Raw genomic sequence first — 19710 nt, 5'->3', positions numbered from 1 at the left:
TATAGTTACATCCCTGCTTTGTTATTATCAGTTGTTACAAAAGATCTGTTTCAATTTCTTTGCCTGTCGTAGTCTGGCTTTTTCCCAATGACTGCAAGGCAGATGATTGCGATGACTATGAGAATCACCATGATGTCATATGCAAGGTCCAGGCTTCCTGTCAAATCCAGTATCGATGACATAAAATAAAGGGAAAACGCCATTAGGATAGCTTGGACTGTCATAATCCAACGGTTTGCTGCTTGATATTGCTTTCTGCCGAAAACATAGGAAGTGATGGATGGATGTAAGGTAGGTGTACCACCTGTTACGCCGGCAATTCCGATTGCAGTGAGGGCAAGCATCCATGAGCAGTTTGCTTTCATATATCTGAGTCCCAGCAAAGACATTATGAACGTGAGGCAAAGAAAATACGAAGCTTTGATGGTTGAAAACCTGTCATCGATACAGCCAAAGAGGCAACTGAACGGGATTCCGAGAATGGCAGCAGCAGAAAGCCAGAAAAAGTAAAGTGAGGGAACTGTACCGACTTTCTGCAACCTGAAGACATAGAAAGACATGATGCCCACAATACAAAATTGCAGAAATCCATAGGAAATGACCAACAGCCAGGATTCTTTTTTTGAAAAAACTTCCCTGAATGTCAAATGGATGTCTGTATCCTTATCTTGGAAAGATGAGGGTACTGCCTTGCCGTCTGGGTGCATTCCAAGTTCTTCCGGTGCAGTGTGAATCAACAATTTGATTAGAAGAGCCAAGACAAGCAGTATGATACTGACCGTAGCATATGAGGCGGTGAAACCTCGGCGAGTGACTCCTCTTGACAGCAAATAGATGAACGAAGCTGTGCAGAGAGGGCTCCCGATGGTGACGATACCCAATGCTTTGCCTCTGTTCTCAATAAACCAGTTCGTACAGAGCATGAAGGCTCCCATCTGCAAGGGAAGGATGAATAACCGCATGCAAAAAAGGCAGATATCATACTGTAGGATGTGTGTGCCGGCAAAAGCCAGACCGATCATAGCCAGAGCTACAATGATTGTCGAAGGTACCACAACTTGTGGAATCCCTTTCTTCAGCAGAAGCGTACCTACCAGAAGTGTAGCTGGTATGACTGCAAAACCTGCCCATGTTACAGGATTCGTTATAGTTACAGCATCCCAACCGAGTTTTGTATAGTAAGGAGTCAATACGTTGAGATGATCTGTCTGAAGCCCTGAATAAAAGTACATCATGAAGATACCTAATACCAGTACCGGCATAGCTTTTGATTTGAATCGGATTGTATGTTGCATGGTAAACTTCCTGTATCAATTAAGATAAATATCTATCGAATGTATTATTACAGTATTAGGCCAGTTACTCCTGACTGCAAGATGTGTGGATTATGGGAAAGAGTTGCTTATTTATTGTTTTTGTTGGAAACGGACAGAATTACGGGGAAAAAAACGCAATGATGTTGATGTGTAGATCTTAAGAAATCTATGTTAGGACAGAAATCAAATCAGATTGTACCCGACCATGGTTACTGAAACCCGTGTGCTGTCTTCTTTTGTGACTATTGGCTGTACCAGTAAAAAGAAGGTGAGTGAGCTCTGTTGACAGCTGTTCCGGCTGATATTTTTTTTAAACGCTCTTGACCTAGAGTTGACTCTATGTTTTATGGTTATCCAAGAGTGTCCTTTCAGGGTAGGTATCCGATAAAACCATTGGATATATCCTGGGACATCAAGAGACTTTCCTGAACATGGATTGACTGTTGAAGAAAACGGGGAAGGAAAGTTGTTTCTTTTCATGTTATGTGCTGCAAGCACAATATGCCTGCAGCATTGCCAAGGACCCGCAGGATACGGGATAAATGTTGAAGGAGTACCGGACGATGGAAAAAGCAAAGGTATATTTTACTGATTTTCACACAAAACCTTTTGGAGATGGATTGCCGACGAAACTGAAGAAGTTGCTTAGAAAGGCTGGCATCGGACAGATTGACATGGACGGTAAATTCGTTGCCATCAAGATGCATTTCGGAGAAAAAGGAAATATCAGTTACCTGAGGCCTAACTATGCCAAGGCTGTCGTTGATGTAGTGAAGGAACTTGGCGGCAAACCGTTCCTTACTGATTGCAATACTATGTATCCTGGTAGTAGGAAAAATGCCTTGGAGCATCTGGAATGTGCATGGGAAAATGGGTTTACACCGTTGAGTGCCGGTTGCCCTGTCTTGATCGGTGATGGACTGAAAGGGACCGATGATGTTGCGGTTCCTGTGGTAAACGGTGAGTATGTCAAGGAAGCAAGAATCGGACGGACTATAATGGATGCGGATGTCTTTATCAGCCTGACACATTTCAAGGGACATGAGATGGTCGGCTTCGGTGGAACCATGAAGAACATCGGTATGGGCTGTGGTTCCCGGGCAGGAAAATCTGAACAGCATAGCAGTGGCAAACCACATGTAAAGGAAGATCTTTGCCGTGGTTGCCGCCGATGTCAGAAAGAGTGTGCCAACGAAGCCTTGGTCTTTGATGCAGCAACAAGGAAGATGAGGGTTGACCATCATAACTGTGTCGGTTGCGGCCGTTGCCTCGGAGCCTGTAATTTTGATGCCATCGTATTTGACAACAATGCTGCCAACACGTTGCTCAACTGCAGGATGGCAGAATATGCCAAGGCTGTAGTGGATGGGCGTCCGAACTTTCACATTTCTTTGGTTGTCGATGTTTCACCGAACTGTGACTGTCATGGTGAAAATGATGTGCCTATACTGCCTAATTTGGGAATGTTCGCATCGCTTGATCCTGTTGCGCTGGACCAAGCCTGTGTGGATGCTTGCCAGAAGGCGACTCCGCTTCCTGGAAGTCAGCTCTATGCCAATATGATGAAACCTGGTTTCGTTGATCATCATGATCATTTTACCAATTCGGCTCCTGAATCTGAATGGCAGACTTGCTTGGAACATGCCCAGAAGATAGGTTTAGGTTCCCGTACCTATGAGTTGATTACCGTCAAATAAGGGTCTATTTTAAATAACCGGGACCATATTGGAATATAGAATTGTCGTATTAAAATATGGAATACCGAAACTACTGTCGGTCTTCGGGTTACTCACGAAGGCCGATGTTTGATTGGGAGACAGGATATGACATATTCAATCGGTGAAGTTGCAGAAATGTTAGATCTTACGGTGTACACATTGCGGTATTACGACAAAGAAGGTTTGATGCCGATGGTAGGCAGGTCTGCATCAGGTACCCGGGTGTTCAGGGAATCGGATGTTGCTGCACTACGGGTAATCGAATGCCTGAAAGCTACAGGCATGCCCATCAGGGACATCAGGCATTTCATAGACTGGTGTGCTCAGGGAGATTGTACGTTGCAGCAACGTTACGACATGTTCGTTGAGCGGAAGAAAATCGTTGAAGAGCAGATGGAAGCATTGAAAAAAACGCTGTCTGTCATTGATTTCAAATGTCGGTATTATAAGAAGGCCCTGGAAGCTGGTACGGAAGCCATCTATAAAGATGGGAAAAACTGTATGATCTTTGATTGACCAGACTTTTCCTTATTATTGCAGGAACCTGTAGGATGGGATGTCAACTCTTGTTGCAGACTGTCTCCCATAGTATCCTTAAGGGAAAAGAAAGGGAGAACTACTGTTCATGAAACCCATACTTTATGTCTTTTCCGGGTTGCCGGGATCTGGCAAATCTACACTTGCATCCTTGCTGGCTCAAAAATTGTCCTGTACATATCTAAGGATTGATGTCATTAAGCAGGGATTGCGGGATTTGTGTTCTTTTGATGTCAAAGGCGAGGGGTATCGTCTTGCTTATCGCATTGCCGCAGATAATCTTCGTCTTGGCCTTGATGTAATAGCCGATTGTTGTAATCCGTGGAATCTGACAAGGAAAGAATGGGAAAATGTTGCAAAAAAAGAACAGGTTTCCTGTATCAACATTGAAGTGTCCTGTAGTGATGTCATTGAACATCGTAGGAGAGTCGAGGGGCGAACTACTGATATCGAAGGGCTTAAACTCCCAAGTTGGGCTGAGATTCTCAGCAGGGACTACCAACCTTGGGAAAACAGGACTGTAGTCCATGTCGATACTGCCGGATTGACAATTGAAGAATCTTTTGACCTGTTGCTGTTCAAGTTGCAGAAATGAGACCTGATTGGTATTTCAAGTTGAAATGTCTCCAATTTCAAAAGTTTATTTTCCATAGGATTTTCCCTATGTTGGTAATGTATTTCTGTTTATTTTTGGATTACCTTATCCCTTTACCATACCTACTGGTATCTTATTCATGACTTTTTCCTTGTATTTGCTGAACTGCCGCCATTCAATAATTTTTGCATGCTGTAATATTCCGAGGGCAACGGTAATCGGCACACCTGATTCTCTGCTTATCAGTTCAAGCCTGTCTGCGGACAGGTATTTTCCATAATGTTGCCCCAGTAAAATAACTTTTTTTGAATTCAGCATTTTCGAGGCGTTTTCATCAGCTTCCTGTTCACGCTTCGTTTCTGCATTTGAATCAAGATTGTCCAGCACGGGTTCACAAAGGTAGTCAAAATGCAGAAGAATGTGTGAAATCTCATGTGCAAGTACAAACCAGAAGTTGTCTATGCGGTCATAGCGTGCGGTATATACAATGAAAGGTTTACCATCCTGTAGGAAAGCTGCTCCGTCAAGATATGTCTTTGTAAGGTGGCTCAGCACAAAAAAGCCTACGCCGCAGTCAGTAAGAGCAGTGAGTACTTTCTCAATTCCATCTTTTGCAGCAAGGAACATACAGAAGTTTCCCGCTAGGTCTGCAAGTTTTTCTCTGTCATATGCCTGTCTTGGAGCGGCCGCGGGCGCATACAGCTTTGCATATTCAAACCATGTACGGCAATACCACATCGTATACTGAAAATCAAACCGCGTCTGCCGTGCGGCAAATTTCTTTTCTTGATTGTATTCTTCTGTTGGAATCTCCGGTTTTCCGAAAAGTCGCTGACATTCCTGCTCAATTCCTTTTGCGGTAGATACGTCATATAAAAGCCAGCCTTTCTTCTTTAGTTCTGCCACTGGCATATATTTACGCATCTGGGCTTTTTTTTCTGCAAGCGCTTCCTTTCCACAGGTATCTGTTTCCTGTTTACGCAGTTGGTATTTTGCATCAAGATTGAGCCACAGTTCTGCCGGAGTGGAAAAAGCTTTACCTAAGAGGATAGCTGTTTCTGGCGTAATCCCCTGTTTGTTATTGATTATTTTATTTATTGATTTTCCGGTCAGACCGGTAATGTCGGCCAAATCACTCTGTTGCCAGCCGAGTTCTTCCATGGCATCCCTGATAACATCACCTGGTCCTGGATTATAGAACGGACGTAATTTATCAAACATAATTAGCCTCCATAATGGTGTGTCAGATCAACAAGATTGATGACATCGATAGTTACTTTAGTATCATCAACCCATCGTACGGTTAATTCCAGACGCCATATTCTGTTTAAACGCATGGAATATCTTTCGTTACCTTGTAGCTTTTCGAATTTATATGCTGGAAATTTCCAGATGCCTTGAATACTGGTACTACTTTCAAGGACATCTACAGCACGAACTAATTTCCGCGCAACTTCAGGAGGAACTTTACTGAATCTTTTGGAAGTACCGTTTATATACAGTTCCTCCAAATCTTTGTTGATGAACTCTACATTCACAATTAACCTTACCAGTTGCACTATAATTACAAATTATACAAATGTCAAATAAAAAGAACTCTTGAGGTTATAATCTATATACAAATTTTCAGTAGCAGTTATTCATGAAGAGTTCTTTCTTTCCGTTGTTTTGTTGTGGTATCATTTTGATTTTGCAAAATTCACGGATATCTGATTGCTCGCTTGAAAATTTATCTGATGATATGTTACGAAAAAAACACATTATCGTGAAACTGTTTCGAAAACAATAGCAGTTTTCTTTCTTGCAGTGTATACTTGCCCCACAAATAAAAGGCTGTGAGGAAAAGATGCAAAACAATAGGGTAGGTAATTGGCGAACCAACTTTTTTTTCCAAGGGAAATATCATTCTTACCATAGGATTTTAGAAAAAAAAGTAAAGCTCTGGCACTTCTATCCTAAGTTAATATACAAAAATTGCTTATTTTTGGTAGTTATTTCGTTGTTTGCTACTGCGTATGCGACATCTCTTCCTGGACAGGATGTCCTTCCTCTTTCAAATGCCATTTATGCTGATATGGATGATTTGTATCTGGTACTTGGCATCGGTACTCCTTCTGATTCCCGACCATGGACAGTCAATGAAGCAAAAAAGCTTCTTTCCGTGGTAGATGCTTCTTCTTTGACTGGTACGGCGAAACAATTGTATGACAGTATCGATGGAGCACTTGCCAAACCGCTTCGCGTGCATACCTCCGATGGATTTTCTGCCAATGCTACTATGGATCTTTCGGCTGAAGCCTATGCACATACAAATACTGATGGTGATTTTTCTTCTTATGATGATTGGACCTATGGATTTATCGATCGACAGCCTCTGGCGAAACTGCGGGTGGAAATGGCTGTTGATCCGATGTTCTATACCTACTGTGACCTACAATACGGCTATGGCATCGTGACATATGATGATGTCGTATCCTCTCTAGGAGAGAAATCGGTGGGTGCACTTATTGACAATTCTGAAGGTGATTATGATGATTTGGATTATGTTGACAGTTTCTCTGTGCTCAACCAGTATGGCTCAAGTTTTGCTACCAACCTTATCACGGCTAGCAGGGACTTTGATTTCCAATGGCCTAAACGGGCAATCCTGTCATTCGGTGGGGATAACTGGAATTTCAATCTCAGCAGGGACCGGATCAACTGGGGCAATTCCCATATCGGGAATTTCATTATAGACAATCATGTTGACTACCATGATTATGCAAGATTTACTGTCTTTACCCGATATTTCAAATATGAGGCCCTCGGTGTATTTTTTGACAATTCTTATCTGAATGAAAGAAAAAGTGGCTCAATCATAAAGTTTGTGGGTTTTTAAGGATTTTATGTGACACTTGATTTCTCACATAACTTTTCCTACTTGCATCAAAGAGCTTTAGAAAGAAATATTCATCATCAGAATAGCCAAAAGCCTTGCGCCTGGCCGTCTTAATTTTGTTGTTAATTCCTTCTATCTTACCTGCAGATATATTATATGTAGCATGAGCTATTATACCTTCAAAGTGATTATCTAGAAGCCGATAAAACCAAAGAAAATGTTTATTTTTGGTATTGCTACAAATATCCATAATCTCAGATATTTCGTTTGCCATTTTAGCTTCATCTGTCATCTTATATGCATCTGAGAGCTTTTCTTTAATTATATCTAGAGTAAAGAGAAGTTTGTTTTGTTTAATTAATTCTTCGTATCTATCAACATAACCAGATTTTCTAACAACTTCTCCTTTATGAAAGAGCGTGCTGCCTTTTGATATTACTTTCCCATCTTCTGCTTCTTTGTCTTTCTTTTGAAGAGTTTGCACAGAAGATGTAAGAATATATCTGCTCTTCTTAAGAGAAGCTGCAGCCTTGTTATCTCCCTCTGCAATTAACCTTCGAAATTCATCCTTTCTAACTTCTCCTACAACTTTATCATTCAAATTTTTTTTAATATGAAAGAAATCGAATATAGGTTGTATATGAGGGCAACGATGCTCAAAAGCTTCTTCAAAGTCACTGTTCATGTCGCATGCTATAGCTTCAACTCCATCCATCCAATCAAGACCTACATGGTCTATAAATGCATATACAGTTGCTTTCTTCTTGCCATGCGCTAACCAGAGGATATGACCTGTTTCCATATCAATAATTACTACCGCATATTTATGACCATTATGTAGCTTAAATTCATCGATTCCAAGGAACCTTGCTTGCCTTTCTGGTTTGATGAGAGTTTTATCATCTATAGTATATTTTTCTTTCAATCGTTGTAAATCAATATCTTTAACAGTATTCTTTCCAAGGCCAGTAAGTTCTGCTATTTCTTTATTGGTAAAGCCATAAGCTAATAGATCTCTAGTGTATTGGCAGAGCTCACAACTAATCCTGTGCCCTTTTGCTTGGAAAGGGACTTCCTGCATCTGTGTATAGCTGCATTCAGGGCATCTATATCGAATCTTAGAAAATCTAATAGTACTTAATCTGCTTCCGAAACAAAGATGCTTTAAATTGACTTCATATTTATTATTAACATGCATTTTCTTATGACAATAAGGACAAATACAAGGCTTTTTATCTTTTTTTAGAGTCCCATGAAGAAGATACATCTCTTTATTTGATACTGTATTTACGATTTCCGTAGTTTGATTGTTAAAGCCTACCAATCTTGATGGTAATTTGATATATTTCATTTAGGGCAACTCTCTTATGTTTAATGTGTGGTAACTACAACATAAAGATGTTGCCCTTTTTTTACAACCTTTTAGAAAACACTATTTAGTAAATGTTAATTTAAAATCACACAAGAAAAGTGATTGAGCCGAAAAAGTAAAGCCAGTGATGACGATGAAGATGACGAAGACGATGAAGACGATGATAATTATGATGACGAATACTTCCGTGTTTTAATGGCTCATCGGTTGGAGTTCCGTCCATGGGACAAAATTACTTTTGCTGTCAGTGAAGATGTCATGTATAAGGATACGAGCTTTGATCCACAGGTGTTCAATCCATCCTTTATTTATCACAACTTGAATTCACGCAGTAAATTCAATGCTATTGCACATGTAGAATTAAGCTATACTTTCTTGCCTGGATGGAATATCTATGGGCAGTTTGTCCTGGATCAGGCTGTAGCTCCGAATGAAGATGCCGATGCTGAATCTACTGCATGGGGAGCACTTGTCGGATTTGACTATGCACGCATCCTTGGAAGTGGAGTATTGACCACTTCCCTTGAAGGAGCAATGACTCTTCCGTGTCTCTATCTGCGTGATAAAGTAGATTTCCTGATGGCCACCCGCTATGCTTCACTTCATTACTGGCAACTGCAAAAATTTGACTACATCGGATTTCCCTATGGCGGTGACGCAGTGGTAGTCAAATGGGATAACACCTACCGTGTTCCCGAGAAATGGGAAACGGAATTTGCTACGACATTGGCTTTGCATGGCCCGGTCAGTATGTATAGGTATGATAATGATGACGAGATAGTGAAGTACGGGACACAACTGTTCAAGGGCGGCTCTATTGATGCCAGCCTGACTGCCACGTTGAACGGAAGCATACAGCTTCCTGTACCCAAATGGATGACAAGTTGGAAATGCTATGGTGAAACCAGTTATATACAACGGGTTCATTATGATGCAGACTCAGATGTTTTCAGCGACTGGGAGGATGACTTGCAACTGACAGTTGGTACTACAATTTCTTTGTAGAGAGATGTCAGCTTTCAAAGAAGTTGTTGCCTGATTCAGGTTGAGAGGAATAATACGTAAATCTGCTAGACTGGAAATCTGTTTTGGATTTTCTGGTGTTATATTCCAGAGAGGGAAATAAAGTAGTATTCCATGCTGATACTGCCGGATTGACAATTGAAGAATCTTTTGATTTGTTGCTGTTCAAGTTGCAAAAATGAATGGGTGACTGGTATATCGATATAAAATGTTTTTCGTCTTGATAAGTTTTTTTGCTTTATTCAATTCTGACTGCATTGCAATTATTCTCTGTATCCTAAAGAATGAAACAGTTGTTTATGTATTATGTGTGTATTTATGACCTGGCAATGCTAGGATTTTCATGCAGTATGCTGCATGAAATGTTTTTTGCTCAAAAATTCTCACATTGCTGTCGGTCAGAGTATGTAAGATGATTATGCAGGAGGTACATGTCTGTTATGTTATTGAGGATCAAAGTTCCCATTGTTTCAGCTTTGCTGGTACTCGTGATGTCCTCGGTTTTTGCTACCGGCTTGACACAATCGGATTTACACTCATCACTTACAGTAAAGGATGAAAAAGGGGTAGATATCAGTGCCCTGTCTGAAGAACGTGGAACATCCGAAAATCTTCAGAAACTTACCAATATTTCTGATAATCAGATATATGAAGCAATAACAGCCTTATATCTTTCGCAGTCAAAGCCTTTGCCATCTTCTGCTGCTCCTTACAGCTATGCAGAACTGAAGGCAATGCTGAAGCGGCTTGACAGGTCGAAGATGAATGCCCATGAACTGGCTCTATATGATAAGCTTGTCAACCTTATCAATGGTGCCGTCCCGAAAGGGAAAGGCAAAGGTGTCAGCTATGATTTTAGTGGTGACATTGCTGCTGAGGGGTACTATAATTCCAATACCGATCAGTTCAGTGGCAGTATGTATTGGCAAAGACCGTACCGTGAACGGGAAAAACCTTTCAAACTGTCTCTTGAGACTTGGGCTGGCAACAATTTCTATGGGTACAGCGAGTTTACGTTAGGAAATACCGAGAATCTTGGTGATCTTCCTGGAGACAAATTTGCCTCTGTAACATACTCGACCAATATTCCGCTTCTTGCTCCGGCAGTTATGGATGACATTGATTTCAATATCCCTTACCGGGCTTTTCTGACTGCCGGTGGCAGCAACTGGAATCTGGAACTTGGAAGAGACAGTATGAGATGGGGCAACGGGGAAAGCGGTAGCCTTGACTGGGGTGCAACTATGCCATTTGAGAATTTACTCAAGTTCTCATGGTTCGACGGCAGGTCCAAGCTGGTCATAGTCAACTCTTATTATACTGATCCCAATGCTTACATTTCCGATGATGAAAGCGTCAGTGCTGACGATGACGTACCTTATGAAGGTGACAGCCAGAGTGATGAGATAAGAGGAGTCCTTGTCCATGGTGGTGTCAGGCTTGAAACCCAGCTAGGGAAGCTTGGCATTGCTTTTGCACCGACTTTCATGTATCTCTCCAGCGGAGGTACCGATGTCATCGAGGGTATCTACGATTCATATACTTCTGATGACGGTAAGTTCAATCCTATGCTGACATTGAGCATGGACTACACGGTGAAACCCCGTTGGACGATTTACTTTGAAGGAGCTCTCGACAGTCTTACTTCAGATGAAACGATGGCTTATGGACTTATCCTTGGCGCGAAACATATCAAGGCTTTGGGAGGCCTGAAGGTACTTAAGCTGTACGCTGAGGCTGCATACACAAATCCATATCTGTACTTGGCCAGTACCACCGGTGAATCTCAAAGCAAAGGGGATGTAGGTATCGGATTTGTTGCAGCTTCCAGATTTTTCCTTATTTCCAATGATACTATATATGACAGCAAGTTCCTTGGGTATAAATGGGGCAACGATGCCTTTGTCGGCAAGATCGGGGCCCAACTTCTTGGACTTGATTCATGGAAGCTCAACGCAAGCATGATGTATATGCTGCACGGCACCTATGATGCCTACACCTGCTATACAGCAGATGCCAGCCAGGTTTTTCTGACTTCTTCACATAGTGCAGCTTCTCAGCTTACTGATGGAGAAGCCACAGACCGAGGATACAGTGCTCCTTCATCACGCAATGCAATTTCACAGACACTCATTGCATCTCTCGGAGGTGAATGCACCCTTTTCAAAGGACTTTCAGTACTTACGGAAGCAGATTATCTTTACTGCATAAATTTCAGGAATGTCAGCGGGGTGACGGCTTCTGATCTTCAGCTTAATGTCAGCGTGAAGCTTGCTTTCTAAGGAGGATGTACATGCATAATATGAAAAGAAATATTTGTTTGGTAGTGATTGGTGCTGCATCTTGCCTTATGAGCCTGAACGCAGGGCAGAATATGCAGAAGATACGTTCACTTGACAGTAATCTCATCGATGCCATGGATGCGCTGTATGTAACGCAGGGTATGTCCTTGCCGTCACAGACAGCTCCATATAGCGATGCTGAGTTGGCTTTGATGCTTTCAAAGATCAATAAGAATTCACTTACCAAGGGACAGAAAGTACTTTACAAGCACATTGAAGACGCCCTTGACCTTAATCCGCTTGTGTCGCTTCCTGCTGTTGCATTGGAAGTTTCAGGGGAGGCGACAGCGGAAGCGTACGCGCAGACCAATCCGACCGATTACGATCTGCAGGGTGATTGGAAAGAAGGAACTCCCGCTCCGTTTGCAGATGCAACTGCAGGTCTCTGGCTGTTCAGAAATCTGTATATAGGCGTGGCATATCCCTTCGGCCTCAATACCAACTTTGCTGATGGTTCTGTTTGGGGAGACCAGCAGTACAGTACCAACATCCCTGGCATTGGGCAACAGGGTACCGTCGGTGATATCAGCATCATGGGTCCCAACCGAGCCTTTATTTCCCTTGGTGGAAATTATTGGAACCTCCAAATAGGCCGTGACAGGCTCAAGTGGGGTGCAGGTACGACCGGTAATCTGGTGCTGGGTGACAATCTGCCGTATCAGACTTTTGCAAAGGCAACGGCATTCGGTAGCAACTACAAGTATACCTTCCTGACTGCTTTCTATCCTTATCCAGAGGATTATATGGATGATGGTGACACTAACCCAACTACAGGACTTGAAGCCGAAGATGCTTCCGATGGCCTCTACATGTTCATGGGACATAGGCTTGAATGGCGGATGTTCCATGACAAGCTTGGTTTTGCCTTGAATGAGACAATTATGTTCCAAGATGCAAACGGGAATATTGATCCTAGGTATATCAGTCCGGCTGCTATTTTCCATGACTATTATATCAGAGCCAATGCAAATTCTCTCTTGGGATTTGAAATGGATACTACCTTGCTGAAGAATTTGAATTTCTATGGTCAGGTTGTGGTCGATGAGTTTGTGTTGCCGGGTGAAGATGAAGCTGGTGAAGATGGTTATCTTCCGCCTGCTCTTGGCTACTTGGCCGGAGCAACCTATTACAAGGTCAAGGACGATGGGGTCATCCTCAAGGCAAACGTTGAGTTTGCCTATACTGATCCTCTGCTTTACCTGAGATATGGTACCAGCCAAAGTGACTTTGATTATGGTATCAGCTATGTCGTGGCTTTTAGAGAATCGGCATCCAACAGGTCCGCAGTCTATGAAAACACCTTCCTTGGTTATCCCTATGGTGGAGATGCCATTGTCGGCAACCTGAACCTCAGTGCTCGGAAACTTGGTAAATGGGAGACAGATATTAACTTCATGTATATGCTCCATGGAGTCTTTGACCAGTATACAAAATGGGCTGGTGGAGCAGGTGATGATATTGCAAATCTGTCTACTCCGACAACCTCGTGGTCCGGATCATTTGCTGATGATGATTATGAAACTATTGGCGTGACCGATCCAGAAGATCGAAATGCTGTTATCAATATGTTTGACCTTGGTTTCAGCGGTAGCCGTTATTTCCTGAAGTTCATGAAAGTTTTTGCACAGACTGATGTCGTCTATACCATAAACAAGGGTAACATATCTGGTTCAAATGCTTTGGATATGCAGCTGACAGTCGGCTGTTCTGTCGGACTTTAGTAATCAGACAGGGATAAGAAAAACGTTTGTAGTGATGTTGTTGGTCAAAATGTCTGTTCAGTAACGTCGCTACAGTGCATGAAATCATTTTCCTTTTCAATGTTTTCTATAGATAGATTTGATGCATTTTCTCGATGGAAATTAGCCCTTCAAGGTTTTTCCTGAAGTTTTGAAAAAGCAGAAGGTATTTGTTGCGATGAAAGAATCACAACAGATACCTTTATAAAGATAAAGAAAATAGTCGTCGAGTTGAAAATCTTCTGCAACCTTGAGAGCAAGAAAGCAATCCTAATGGTAATGTCAATCTAAGTAAGGGCAAGCAACAGGCTTTCTCTTTCTTCCAGATGACAAAGAATGGCATCCGGCACTGCTTCTGCGCTGCCGCTTCCCATCAGTACAGCTGTTTTTTTCCCGTTCAGCTGGCAGGTCCTGAAGGAAAAGGACCTTGCCTTGCCCCTGTTGAGGATAAGAATAAGTGCTTGGTTTGTCGTGTAACGGGCAAAGACCATTGTCTTGCTGTCTGCAGCCAAGAAAGCAAATGAACCGTTCCCTAATACCTCTGCCCAGTCTCTGCGAAGTTTTCCGAGAACACAATAAAGATGGTGGATATCCATATCCCATTTGCTTCTGTCCCACTCCATCGGATAACGCCAGGCTTCTACGCTATGGACATCTCCTGCAAGTTGGATTTCATCTCCATAGTAGATGCTTGGCATCCCTGGAAGCAGATAAGTCAACATGACTATTCCTGCATAAAGTTTCTTGTCCATTGTCTCGGTATTGGTATGAAGTCTCGGTGTATCATGGGAATCGAAAAGGTTCATCTGAAGAAAACACATTTGGGTGGGCAGACTTTCCAACTGGGACTGAAGTGCTGTCCGAAGGTCTGTCCCTGAATAGGGGATGGTACTGCCAGGGTCGGTACCCCAACCTTCCATCTGGAAGCGGTCAATCTCTCCCATCCATCTTCTCAATGGTCTGCTGCAACCGACATAGTTCATCGTTGCATCCCACATGTCACCTTGAAGGTAAGCTGTAGCATCGACCCAGCATTCACCGACCATGTAGGCTTGGGAATTTTCTTCCTTTACTGCCTTATGGACTTCCTTCCATATTTCCTTGCAGAATTGATCACTGCCATGCCTGCCGACTACATTGGCTACGTCAAATCTCCAGCCATTCTGGCAATACGGTTCTTTTAGGAATTTCCTGAGGACACTGTCCTTGTCTTTGTAAATCAGCTGTCTTAGTTTTTCTGAACCATAATTGAGTTGTGGAAGCGTAGGAACACCTTCCCAATAGGACGGTTTACCGTTTTCATCAAAGTAGTAAAAGGAAGCCTCTTCACAGTTCTTGTCTGCAAGTGCTTTCTTGAACCAGAGATTCTCTGTTCCGGTATGGTTGATTGAAATATCTATGATGATCCTTATACCGTTCTTATGAAGTTCCTTGACCAGTTTTTCAAACATTTCATCGCCACCGAGTTTTGGATCGACGTGAAAAAAGTCACAGCAGTCATATCGGTGGGTAGTCCGGCTGTCTCCGATCGGGTTGAGATACAGGCAGGTAATGCCCAGCTCTTTGAAGTAGGGTATACTGTCGATGATCCCTTGTAGGTCTCCTCCATAAAAATCAAGACATCTTGCTTTGTCGAAAGGAAGCGGTGCCTCAGAAAATGATTTGTGCCGGACCTGTGCCCCGTCAAAGGTGTAGGCACCGTCCTTTCGGATCAAGGGCGGGATTACCATCTCTGAAACGGTCTGGAAAAATCTGATAGCAAGTTGCCTCTGCTACCCATGCAGCCGGTTGGAGATCTGCCTTCAGACAGAAAAAATCCCTCTGTGAGGGTAATGCCTCCGTAAGTCCGAGCTTGCTGAAATACCAACATCGATGCTCTGCCTGGAGGGAAAAATAATAAAATGCTTCTTTCCCTTTCATCGGGACAATGGTTTCTGCCATCGTGCCATGATTCTCGCAGGTAAATCTTTCAGTTTCTCCATCGAAGTCGGTGAATAACAAAACGTTTCTTACTTCTTTGCAATCTGCAAGCGGATGGTAACAGGAGTACCTGTCTTCGGATAGAGCGGAACTACATATGTCCCAGATACTTGTGAATCAATCTTTTCCTTCCAATCATACATAAGAGGCTACTCCTCATCATCTGAAAGTCGTAAAAATGATAGCAAATTGAAAAACAAGAGGCAATATAACGGAGTTGTTGAAAAAGCCAATTTTGTAATAGTCCCTTTTCCTGTAATAAAATTGTCAAGGTCATCAGTAAATCAGCATCTTTCTGTTACTGGTATAATTAGATTTGTACGATATTTAAAATTGCATAGAATCATTTTATTGTGGTACGGCAATCAACTTGGCTATCTTTGATTTGCCACGTCTGTCTGTTGCTATTGACTTGGATTTTACAGAAAACCTGCAAAAAGACGAAATGCTTGCCGAACGGAAGAAAGCAACAGGGCATATTGCAAAATTTATGGAGTCATCTGGTTATGCTTATAGTTCGAAGTCAAAGACTATCACACACTGGATTCGTTTGTCTATGAATACCAAGATGCCGGTGGCATGAAAGATAACCTGAAAATTGAAATTAACTAGATGCTGCGTTGTCACGTATTGCAAGGACCTTGAACGTATTTTCTGTCATCCAATGGCTATGTGGAAATGCCGCTAGAATTTTGATTTTTAATTGGCTAATCAATTTGTTTTAGAATTTGCATAAGGACAACAAAGAATTCAATGTCGTCTTTTTATCCAGAGAAATGGATATTTCTGATGAAAAGCGAAGCAAGAGATCAAGTCTCATGGTCGTGTTAATCTTATTAGCACAATGCAAAAAAAAGGAGTTATTACAAAATTGACTTTTGCAATAACCCCATGTGTTGATTTACCAGGAAAAGCTTACCTGCTTACTGTCATTCTGCTTCTTTTGCATCTTTTGCTGCTTGGATGACTAGGTCAGCATCTCTTCCCTTGAGTGGCTCGTAATGGGAAAATTCGACTTCAAAGCTACCGGTACCACTGGTAATACTCTTCAAGTCGATGGCATAGTTGAGCAATGCAGACTGGGGAACTTCGGCATTGACCTGTACAAGTTGTCCGAATTCTTCCTGACCGGTTACCCGTCCACGTTTACTTGAAAGGTCTGAAAGAATATCTCCCAGATACTGGTTTTCGATATAGACCGCAAGTTTCATGAACGGTTCCAGCAATACCACACCAGACTTTGCAAGGGCAAGCTCCATGGCTCCTTTTGCTGCTAGTCTGAATGCCATTTCCGAAGAATCAACAGGATGCTCCTTGCCATCGAGCAGCGTAATGCCGATATCTACCAATGGATAACCTGCAAGATATCCTTCTGACATCTTGTCGTGCAATCCTTTTTCGATACCTGGTATATAACCCTTTGATACAGAACCGCCTTTTATGGCATTGATGAACTCATATTGCTTGCCTCGTTCGATCGGGGCAATTTCAATGACTACCTTACCATACTGGCCATGTCCACCGCTTTGCTTCTTGTGTGCATACTCGATGATACCGCTCTTTTTCGTAATGGTTTCCCGATACGCGACTTTCGGAAGCTTGGTATGTACGACAATCTTTTGTTTTGTACAGATCTTGTCCAATATCATCTGCAGGTGGACATCTCCCATGCCCATGATGACACTTTCCTTGGTTTCTTCATTGTAGCCTGTCTTGAAGGTCAGATCTTCTTCACTCTGTCTGTGCAAGGCATCATTCAATTTGTCTTCACTTTTCTTGTCATCGGTACTGATGGCAAGAGCGTAAATCGGATAGGGAAGTGACAGAGGCCTGAAAGTGAAATCCTGTGTTGCAGGATCAGCAAGCAGGCTACAATTTGTACATGTGATGTTGCTTTTTGCAATGATACCGATATCTCCGGCCGAAAGGCCATCGGTTTCGATGAGCTTTTTCCCTATTGCCCTGTAGAGCTTGCCTATCCGCTCCTTTTTGCCCAAGGTCGGATTTGTCAATTCTGTATCAGTTGCAAGCATGCCAGTCACGGCTTTCACATAGCTCAGTTTTCCACTGAACTGATCAATCGTAGTCTTGAAGACATAAGCGCTTGGTGCCCCATCCTCACTGATAGGCATATCTTTGGGATTCCCATCCTTGTCAGTAATCCATTCCAGATGTCCGACGGGAGAAGGAAAATTATGCTGGATAAAATTGAGCAGGCTGATGATACCGCTTCCTTTCAATGTGGAACCGCAGAATACCGGTACGACCTTGTTTGCGGCAAGTCCTTCCCTCAGGCCTCTTCGGATGTCATCAGGAGCCAAGGTGTTGTTTTCAAAGTACTTCTCAATGAGATCATCTGCACCTTCAGCTGCAAATTCAATGAGCTGATCTCTGTATTTTGCTTCATGATCTTTATAGGTTGCAGGAATCGGTCCCTCTGTTTCAATTCCATCCTTACCGACGAAATATGCCTTGTCTTCGATGAGGTTGATGATCCCTTCAAAATTTTCACCTTCACCCATAGGAATGAAAGTCGGTACGAAAGTTGCCTTGAAATGTGCTCTCAGGTCTTCCAATACTGCTGTATAGTCAGCACGTTCCTTGTCCATCTTGTTGATGAACACGGCCCGTGGTTTATTTCTGTTGTCTAGGCGTCTCCAGAGCTTGATTGTCTCGATCTGAGCTCCTTCGCATGCATCCACTATCATAAGCGAAGCTTCGCAGGAACGGAAGCCACAGATAGCTTCACCGATGAACCCTGCATATCCGGGAGTGTCCAGGATGTTGAGGCATTTCCCGTTCCAGTCAAGGTTTGCCAGACTGGTATGGATAGAAATCTGTTTGCTGATCTCTTCATCTGTGTAATCGCTGGTTGTCTTACCGCTTTCGATTGTCTGGGGCTTGGAAATTACCTTTGCAGAGAACAGCATTTGTTCCATCAAAGAGGTCTTTCCAGTCCCATTGTGGCCCACGATGGCTACATTCCTTAGGTCTGTACTTGTAACGCTCATTGTTCCTCCTTTGGCTTGCTTACGCATAAACGCCTGTTGCGTATAGGAGTATGGTACGCCCCACAAGTACATATGTCAAATTATTTATCAGCAAGTATCGCCTTGCTGGTTGCCGTTCTCGTAAGTGAAACGTTGATTCTATATGTCTGGAAATACAAAAACCATGCGTATGCAATGAAAGCGTGAGGTAAAAACCATGTGTTCAAAAATTTTTTCTTTCTGTAATTATAGCAACAGTCTTCTCTTCATAAAGGCTGTAATCTTTTGATATCGTTGTTTGTATATAAGACTATCTGTAGTCTTTTTTTATTTTGTGTATTTTGGTAGATTTGAAATATGCGCAGGCAATCTGCTTCTGATGGAACAGTTGTTTTTTTGTGTACATCGTGACTGTGGGGAAGCTACTGAAAATACTTAAATTTGTTTAAACTATTGTTTATACTATTAAAGTAAGGAGACATCGTGGTTAGTTGCGAGACACTCTTTGCAACTACTGGAACGCTTTGGGAAATAAAAATAATCTAAATGATCATTCGCTATACTATATTTCAGATGATAGCATAATGCTTTAGGTTATTGGGAGTAAAAAATGAAAGTAGCAGTAAAAAATGGGGCAATAGTATTGGTATTCGGATTCCTGCAACTTTTGCGCATAACTTAGGTCTGGATATCGATTCCATTGTGGAACTATTACAAATTGAAGATGGAATAAAAATTGTACCAGTGCAAAAAAAACGACAGGAGAAACTTCAAGAGCTACTTGATCAAATTACTCCTGACAGTATGCATGCTGAGGATTTCTTTGGCAAAGAAACGGGCAAAGAGCAATGGTAAGCGAAGCCTATATTCCCGAAGAGGGCGATATCGTATGGCTGGATTTTACTCCTCGGGCTGGACATGAACAAAGAGGGCGTGTGCTGACACCCAATGATATATAATCGGATAGGTTTAGCACTCATTTGTCCAATCACAAACCAAAAGAAGGGATATCCATTTGAGGTTTCCATTCCTGCCTTCGGAAGTATGACGGGAATCGTTCTGGCAGATCAAGTCCGCTGTCTGGACTGGCAAGCCAGAAACGCTTCTCTTCGAGCAAAAGTTTCCCAGACTGTGCTCCGTGAGGTAAAAGACAAGCTATCACTGCTTTTGCAAATATAAGGCTTGGCACAAAAGCAGATGACTGTGTGGCATAGATTACA

General features: G+C 42.4%; 16 protein-coding genes and 1 pseudogene. 10 read left to right on the top strand and 7 right to left on the bottom strand.

Going from position 1 to position 19710, the window contains the following annotated elements; genetic code table 11:
- Nucleotides 1-50 precede the first annotated feature (50 nt).
- Nucleotides 51-1295: an MFS transporter gene (locus tag LKE40_03095; GenBank protein MCH3916455.1), complete on the bottom strand. Its 1245-nt coding sequence runs from the start codon at nt 1293-1295 to the stop codon at nt 51-53.
- A gap of 584 nt (nt 1296-1879) precedes the next feature.
- Here LKE40_03095 and LKE40_03090 point away from each other — a divergent pair.
- The 3 genes from LKE40_03090 to LKE40_03080 all read left to right on the top strand — a co-directional run bounded on the left by LKE40_03090 (nt 1880) and on the right by LKE40_03080 (nt 4166).
- On the top strand, nt 1880-3013 hold the full coding sequence (locus LKE40_03090; GenBank protein ID MCH3916454.1) for a DUF362 domain-containing protein: 1134 nt from the start codon (nt 1880-1882) through the stop codon (nt 3011-3013).
- A 126-nt stretch (nt 3014-3139) separates the two neighbouring features.
- Nucleotides 3140-3550, top strand: a complete 411-nt coding sequence (locus tag LKE40_03085; GenBank protein MCH3916453.1) for a MerR family transcriptional regulator — start codon at nt 3140-3142, stop codon at nt 3548-3550.
- A gap of 109 nt (nt 3551-3659) precedes the next feature.
- Nucleotides 3660-4166, top strand: a complete 507-nt coding sequence (locus tag LKE40_03080; GenBank protein ID MCH3916452.1) for an AAA family ATPase — start codon at nt 3660-3662, stop codon at nt 4164-4166.
- A gap of 105 nt (nt 4167-4271) precedes the next feature.
- Here the strand turns inward: LKE40_03080 and LKE40_03075 are convergent, their stop codons facing one another.
- Together LKE40_03075 and LKE40_03070 are read right to left on the bottom strand one after the other, a co-directional pair.
- Nucleotides 4272-5387: a HigA family addiction module antitoxin gene (locus LKE40_03075; protein ID MCH3916451.1), complete on the bottom strand. Its 1116-nt coding sequence runs from the start codon at nt 5385-5387 to the stop codon at nt 4272-4274.
- 2 nt (nt 5388-5389) lie between these two features.
- Nucleotides 5390-5725, bottom strand: a complete 336-nt coding sequence (locus LKE40_03070) for a type II toxin-antitoxin system RelE/ParE family toxin (protein ID MCH3916450.1) — start codon at nt 5723-5725, stop codon at nt 5390-5392.
- Nucleotides 5726-6165: 440 nt separating this feature from the next.
- Here LKE40_03070 and LKE40_03065 point away from each other — a divergent pair, with 440 nt between their 5' ends.
- Nucleotides 6166-7044, top strand: a complete 879-nt coding sequence (locus tag LKE40_03065) for a hypothetical protein (protein MCH3916449.1) — start codon at nt 6166-6168, stop codon at nt 7042-7044.
- Here LKE40_03065 and LKE40_03060 read toward each other — a convergent pair.
- Nucleotides 7022-8395 carry an ISL3 family transposase gene (locus LKE40_03060; protein ID MCH3916448.1) on the bottom strand — a complete coding sequence of 458 codons (1374 nt, stop codon included), beginning with the start codon at nt 8393-8395 and terminating at the stop codon, nt 7022-7024. The genes LKE40_03065 and LKE40_03060 overlap by 23 nt on opposite strands.
- A 123-nt stretch (nt 8396-8518) precedes the next feature.
- On the opposite strand from LKE40_03060, the gene LKE40_03055 reads away from it, so the two are divergent.
- From LKE40_03055 to LKE40_03045, 3 genes are all read left to right on the top strand, one after another.
- Nucleotides 8519-9421, top strand: coding sequence for a hypothetical protein (locus LKE40_03055; GenBank protein ID MCH3916447.1), 903 nt, complete (start codon nt 8519-8521; stop codon nt 9419-9421).
- A gap of 458 nt (nt 9422-9879) precedes the next feature.
- On the top strand, nt 9880-11721 hold the full coding sequence (locus tag LKE40_03050; protein MCH3916446.1) for a hypothetical protein: 1842 nt from the start codon (nt 9880-9882) through the stop codon (nt 11719-11721).
- An 11-nt stretch (nt 11722-11732) separates the two neighbouring features.
- Nucleotides 11733-13502, top strand: a complete 1770-nt coding sequence (locus LKE40_03045) for a hypothetical protein (protein ID MCH3916445.1) — start codon at nt 11733-11735, stop codon at nt 13500-13502.
- Between the two features lie 305 nt (nt 13503-13807).
- Here LKE40_03045 and LKE40_03040 read toward each other — a convergent pair whose 3' ends face one another.
- On the bottom strand, nt 13808-15235 hold the full coding sequence (locus LKE40_03040) for an alpha-amylase family glycosyl hydrolase (GenBank protein ID MCH3916444.1): 1428 nt from the start codon (nt 15233-15235) through the stop codon (nt 13808-13810).
- The gene (locus LKE40_03035) at nt 15204-15521 is read right to left on the bottom strand and encodes a hypothetical protein (GenBank protein ID MCH3916443.1); all 318 of its coding nucleotides are present in this window, start codon (nt 15519-15521) and stop codon (nt 15204-15206) included. Before LKE40_03035 ends, LKE40_03040 begins: the two co-directional genes overlap by 32 nt.
- A 349-nt stretch (nt 15522-15870) precedes the next feature.
- Here LKE40_03035 and LKE40_03030 point away from each other — a divergent pair, with 349 nt between their 5' ends.
- Nucleotides 15871-16083, top strand: a complete 213-nt coding sequence (locus LKE40_03030) for a nucleotidyl transferase AbiEii/AbiGii toxin family protein (protein ID MCH3916442.1) — start codon at nt 15871-15873, stop codon at nt 16081-16083.
- A 346-nt stretch (nt 16084-16429) separates the two neighbouring features.
- Here the strand turns inward: LKE40_03030 and LKE40_03025 are convergent, their stop codons facing one another.
- The gene (locus LKE40_03025; GenBank protein ID MCH3916441.1) at nt 16430-18511 is read right to left on the bottom strand and encodes an elongation factor G; all 2082 of its coding nucleotides are present in this window, start codon (nt 18509-18511) and stop codon (nt 16430-16432) included.
- Between the two features lie 576 nt (nt 18512-19087).
- Between LKE40_03025 and LKE40_03020 the strand changes: the two genes are divergently transcribed.
- Nucleotides 19088-19345, top strand: a complete 258-nt coding sequence (locus LKE40_03020) for an AbrB/MazE/SpoVT family DNA-binding domain-containing protein (GenBank protein MCH3916440.1) — start codon at nt 19088-19090, stop codon at nt 19343-19345.
- Nucleotides 19339-19669, top strand: a pseudogene (locus LKE40_03015) (type II toxin-antitoxin system PemK/MazF family toxin). The gene LKE40_03020 and the pseudogene LKE40_03015 overlap by 7 nt, the downstream one beginning before the upstream one ends.
- The last annotated feature ends 41 nt before the right edge of the window (nt 19670-19710 follow it).

This window comes from Spirochaetia bacterium (genome assembly GCA_022482625.1).
Lineage (GTDB): Bacteria > Spirochaetota > Spirochaetia > Sphaerochaetales > Sphaerochaetaceae > Pleomorphochaeta.
Note: the sequence above shows the minus strand (reverse complement) of the source record. Positions and strands in the feature narration are given on the sequence as shown.

Excerpts from the sequence above, each read along its gene's own strand:
- LKE40_03075 (MCH3916451.1), bottom strand. The coding sequence starts at position 5,387 with ATGTTTGATAAATTACGTCCGTTCTATAATCCAGGACCAGGTGATGTT.
- LKE40_03095 (MCH3916455.1), bottom strand. The coding sequence starts at position 1,295 with ATGCAACATACAATCCGATTCAAATCAAAAGCTATGCCGGTACTGGTA.
- LKE40_03025 (MCH3916441.1), bottom strand. The coding sequence starts at position 18,511 with ATGAGCGTTACAAGTACAGACCTAAGGAATGTAGCCATCGTGGGCCAC.
- LKE40_03050 (MCH3916446.1), top strand. The coding sequence starts at position 9,880 with ATGTTATTGAGGATCAAAGTTCCCATTGTTTCAGCTTTGCTGGTACTC.
- LKE40_03080 (MCH3916452.1), top strand. The coding sequence starts at position 3,660 with ATGAAACCCATACTTTATGTCTTTTCCGGGTTGCCGGGATCTGGCAAA.
- LKE40_03085 (MCH3916453.1), top strand. The coding sequence starts at position 3,140 with ATGACATATTCAATCGGTGAAGTTGCAGAAATGTTAGATCTTACGGTG.
- LKE40_03090 (MCH3916454.1), top strand. The coding sequence starts at position 1,880 with ATGGAAAAAGCAAAGGTATATTTTACTGATTTTCACACAAAACCTTTT.
- LKE40_03060 (MCH3916448.1), bottom strand. The coding sequence starts at position 8,395 with ATGAAATATATCAAATTACCATCAAGATTGGTAGGCTTTAACAATCAA.
- LKE40_03045 (MCH3916445.1), top strand. The coding sequence starts at position 11,733 with ATGCATAATATGAAAAGAAATATTTGTTTGGTAGTGATTGGTGCTGCA.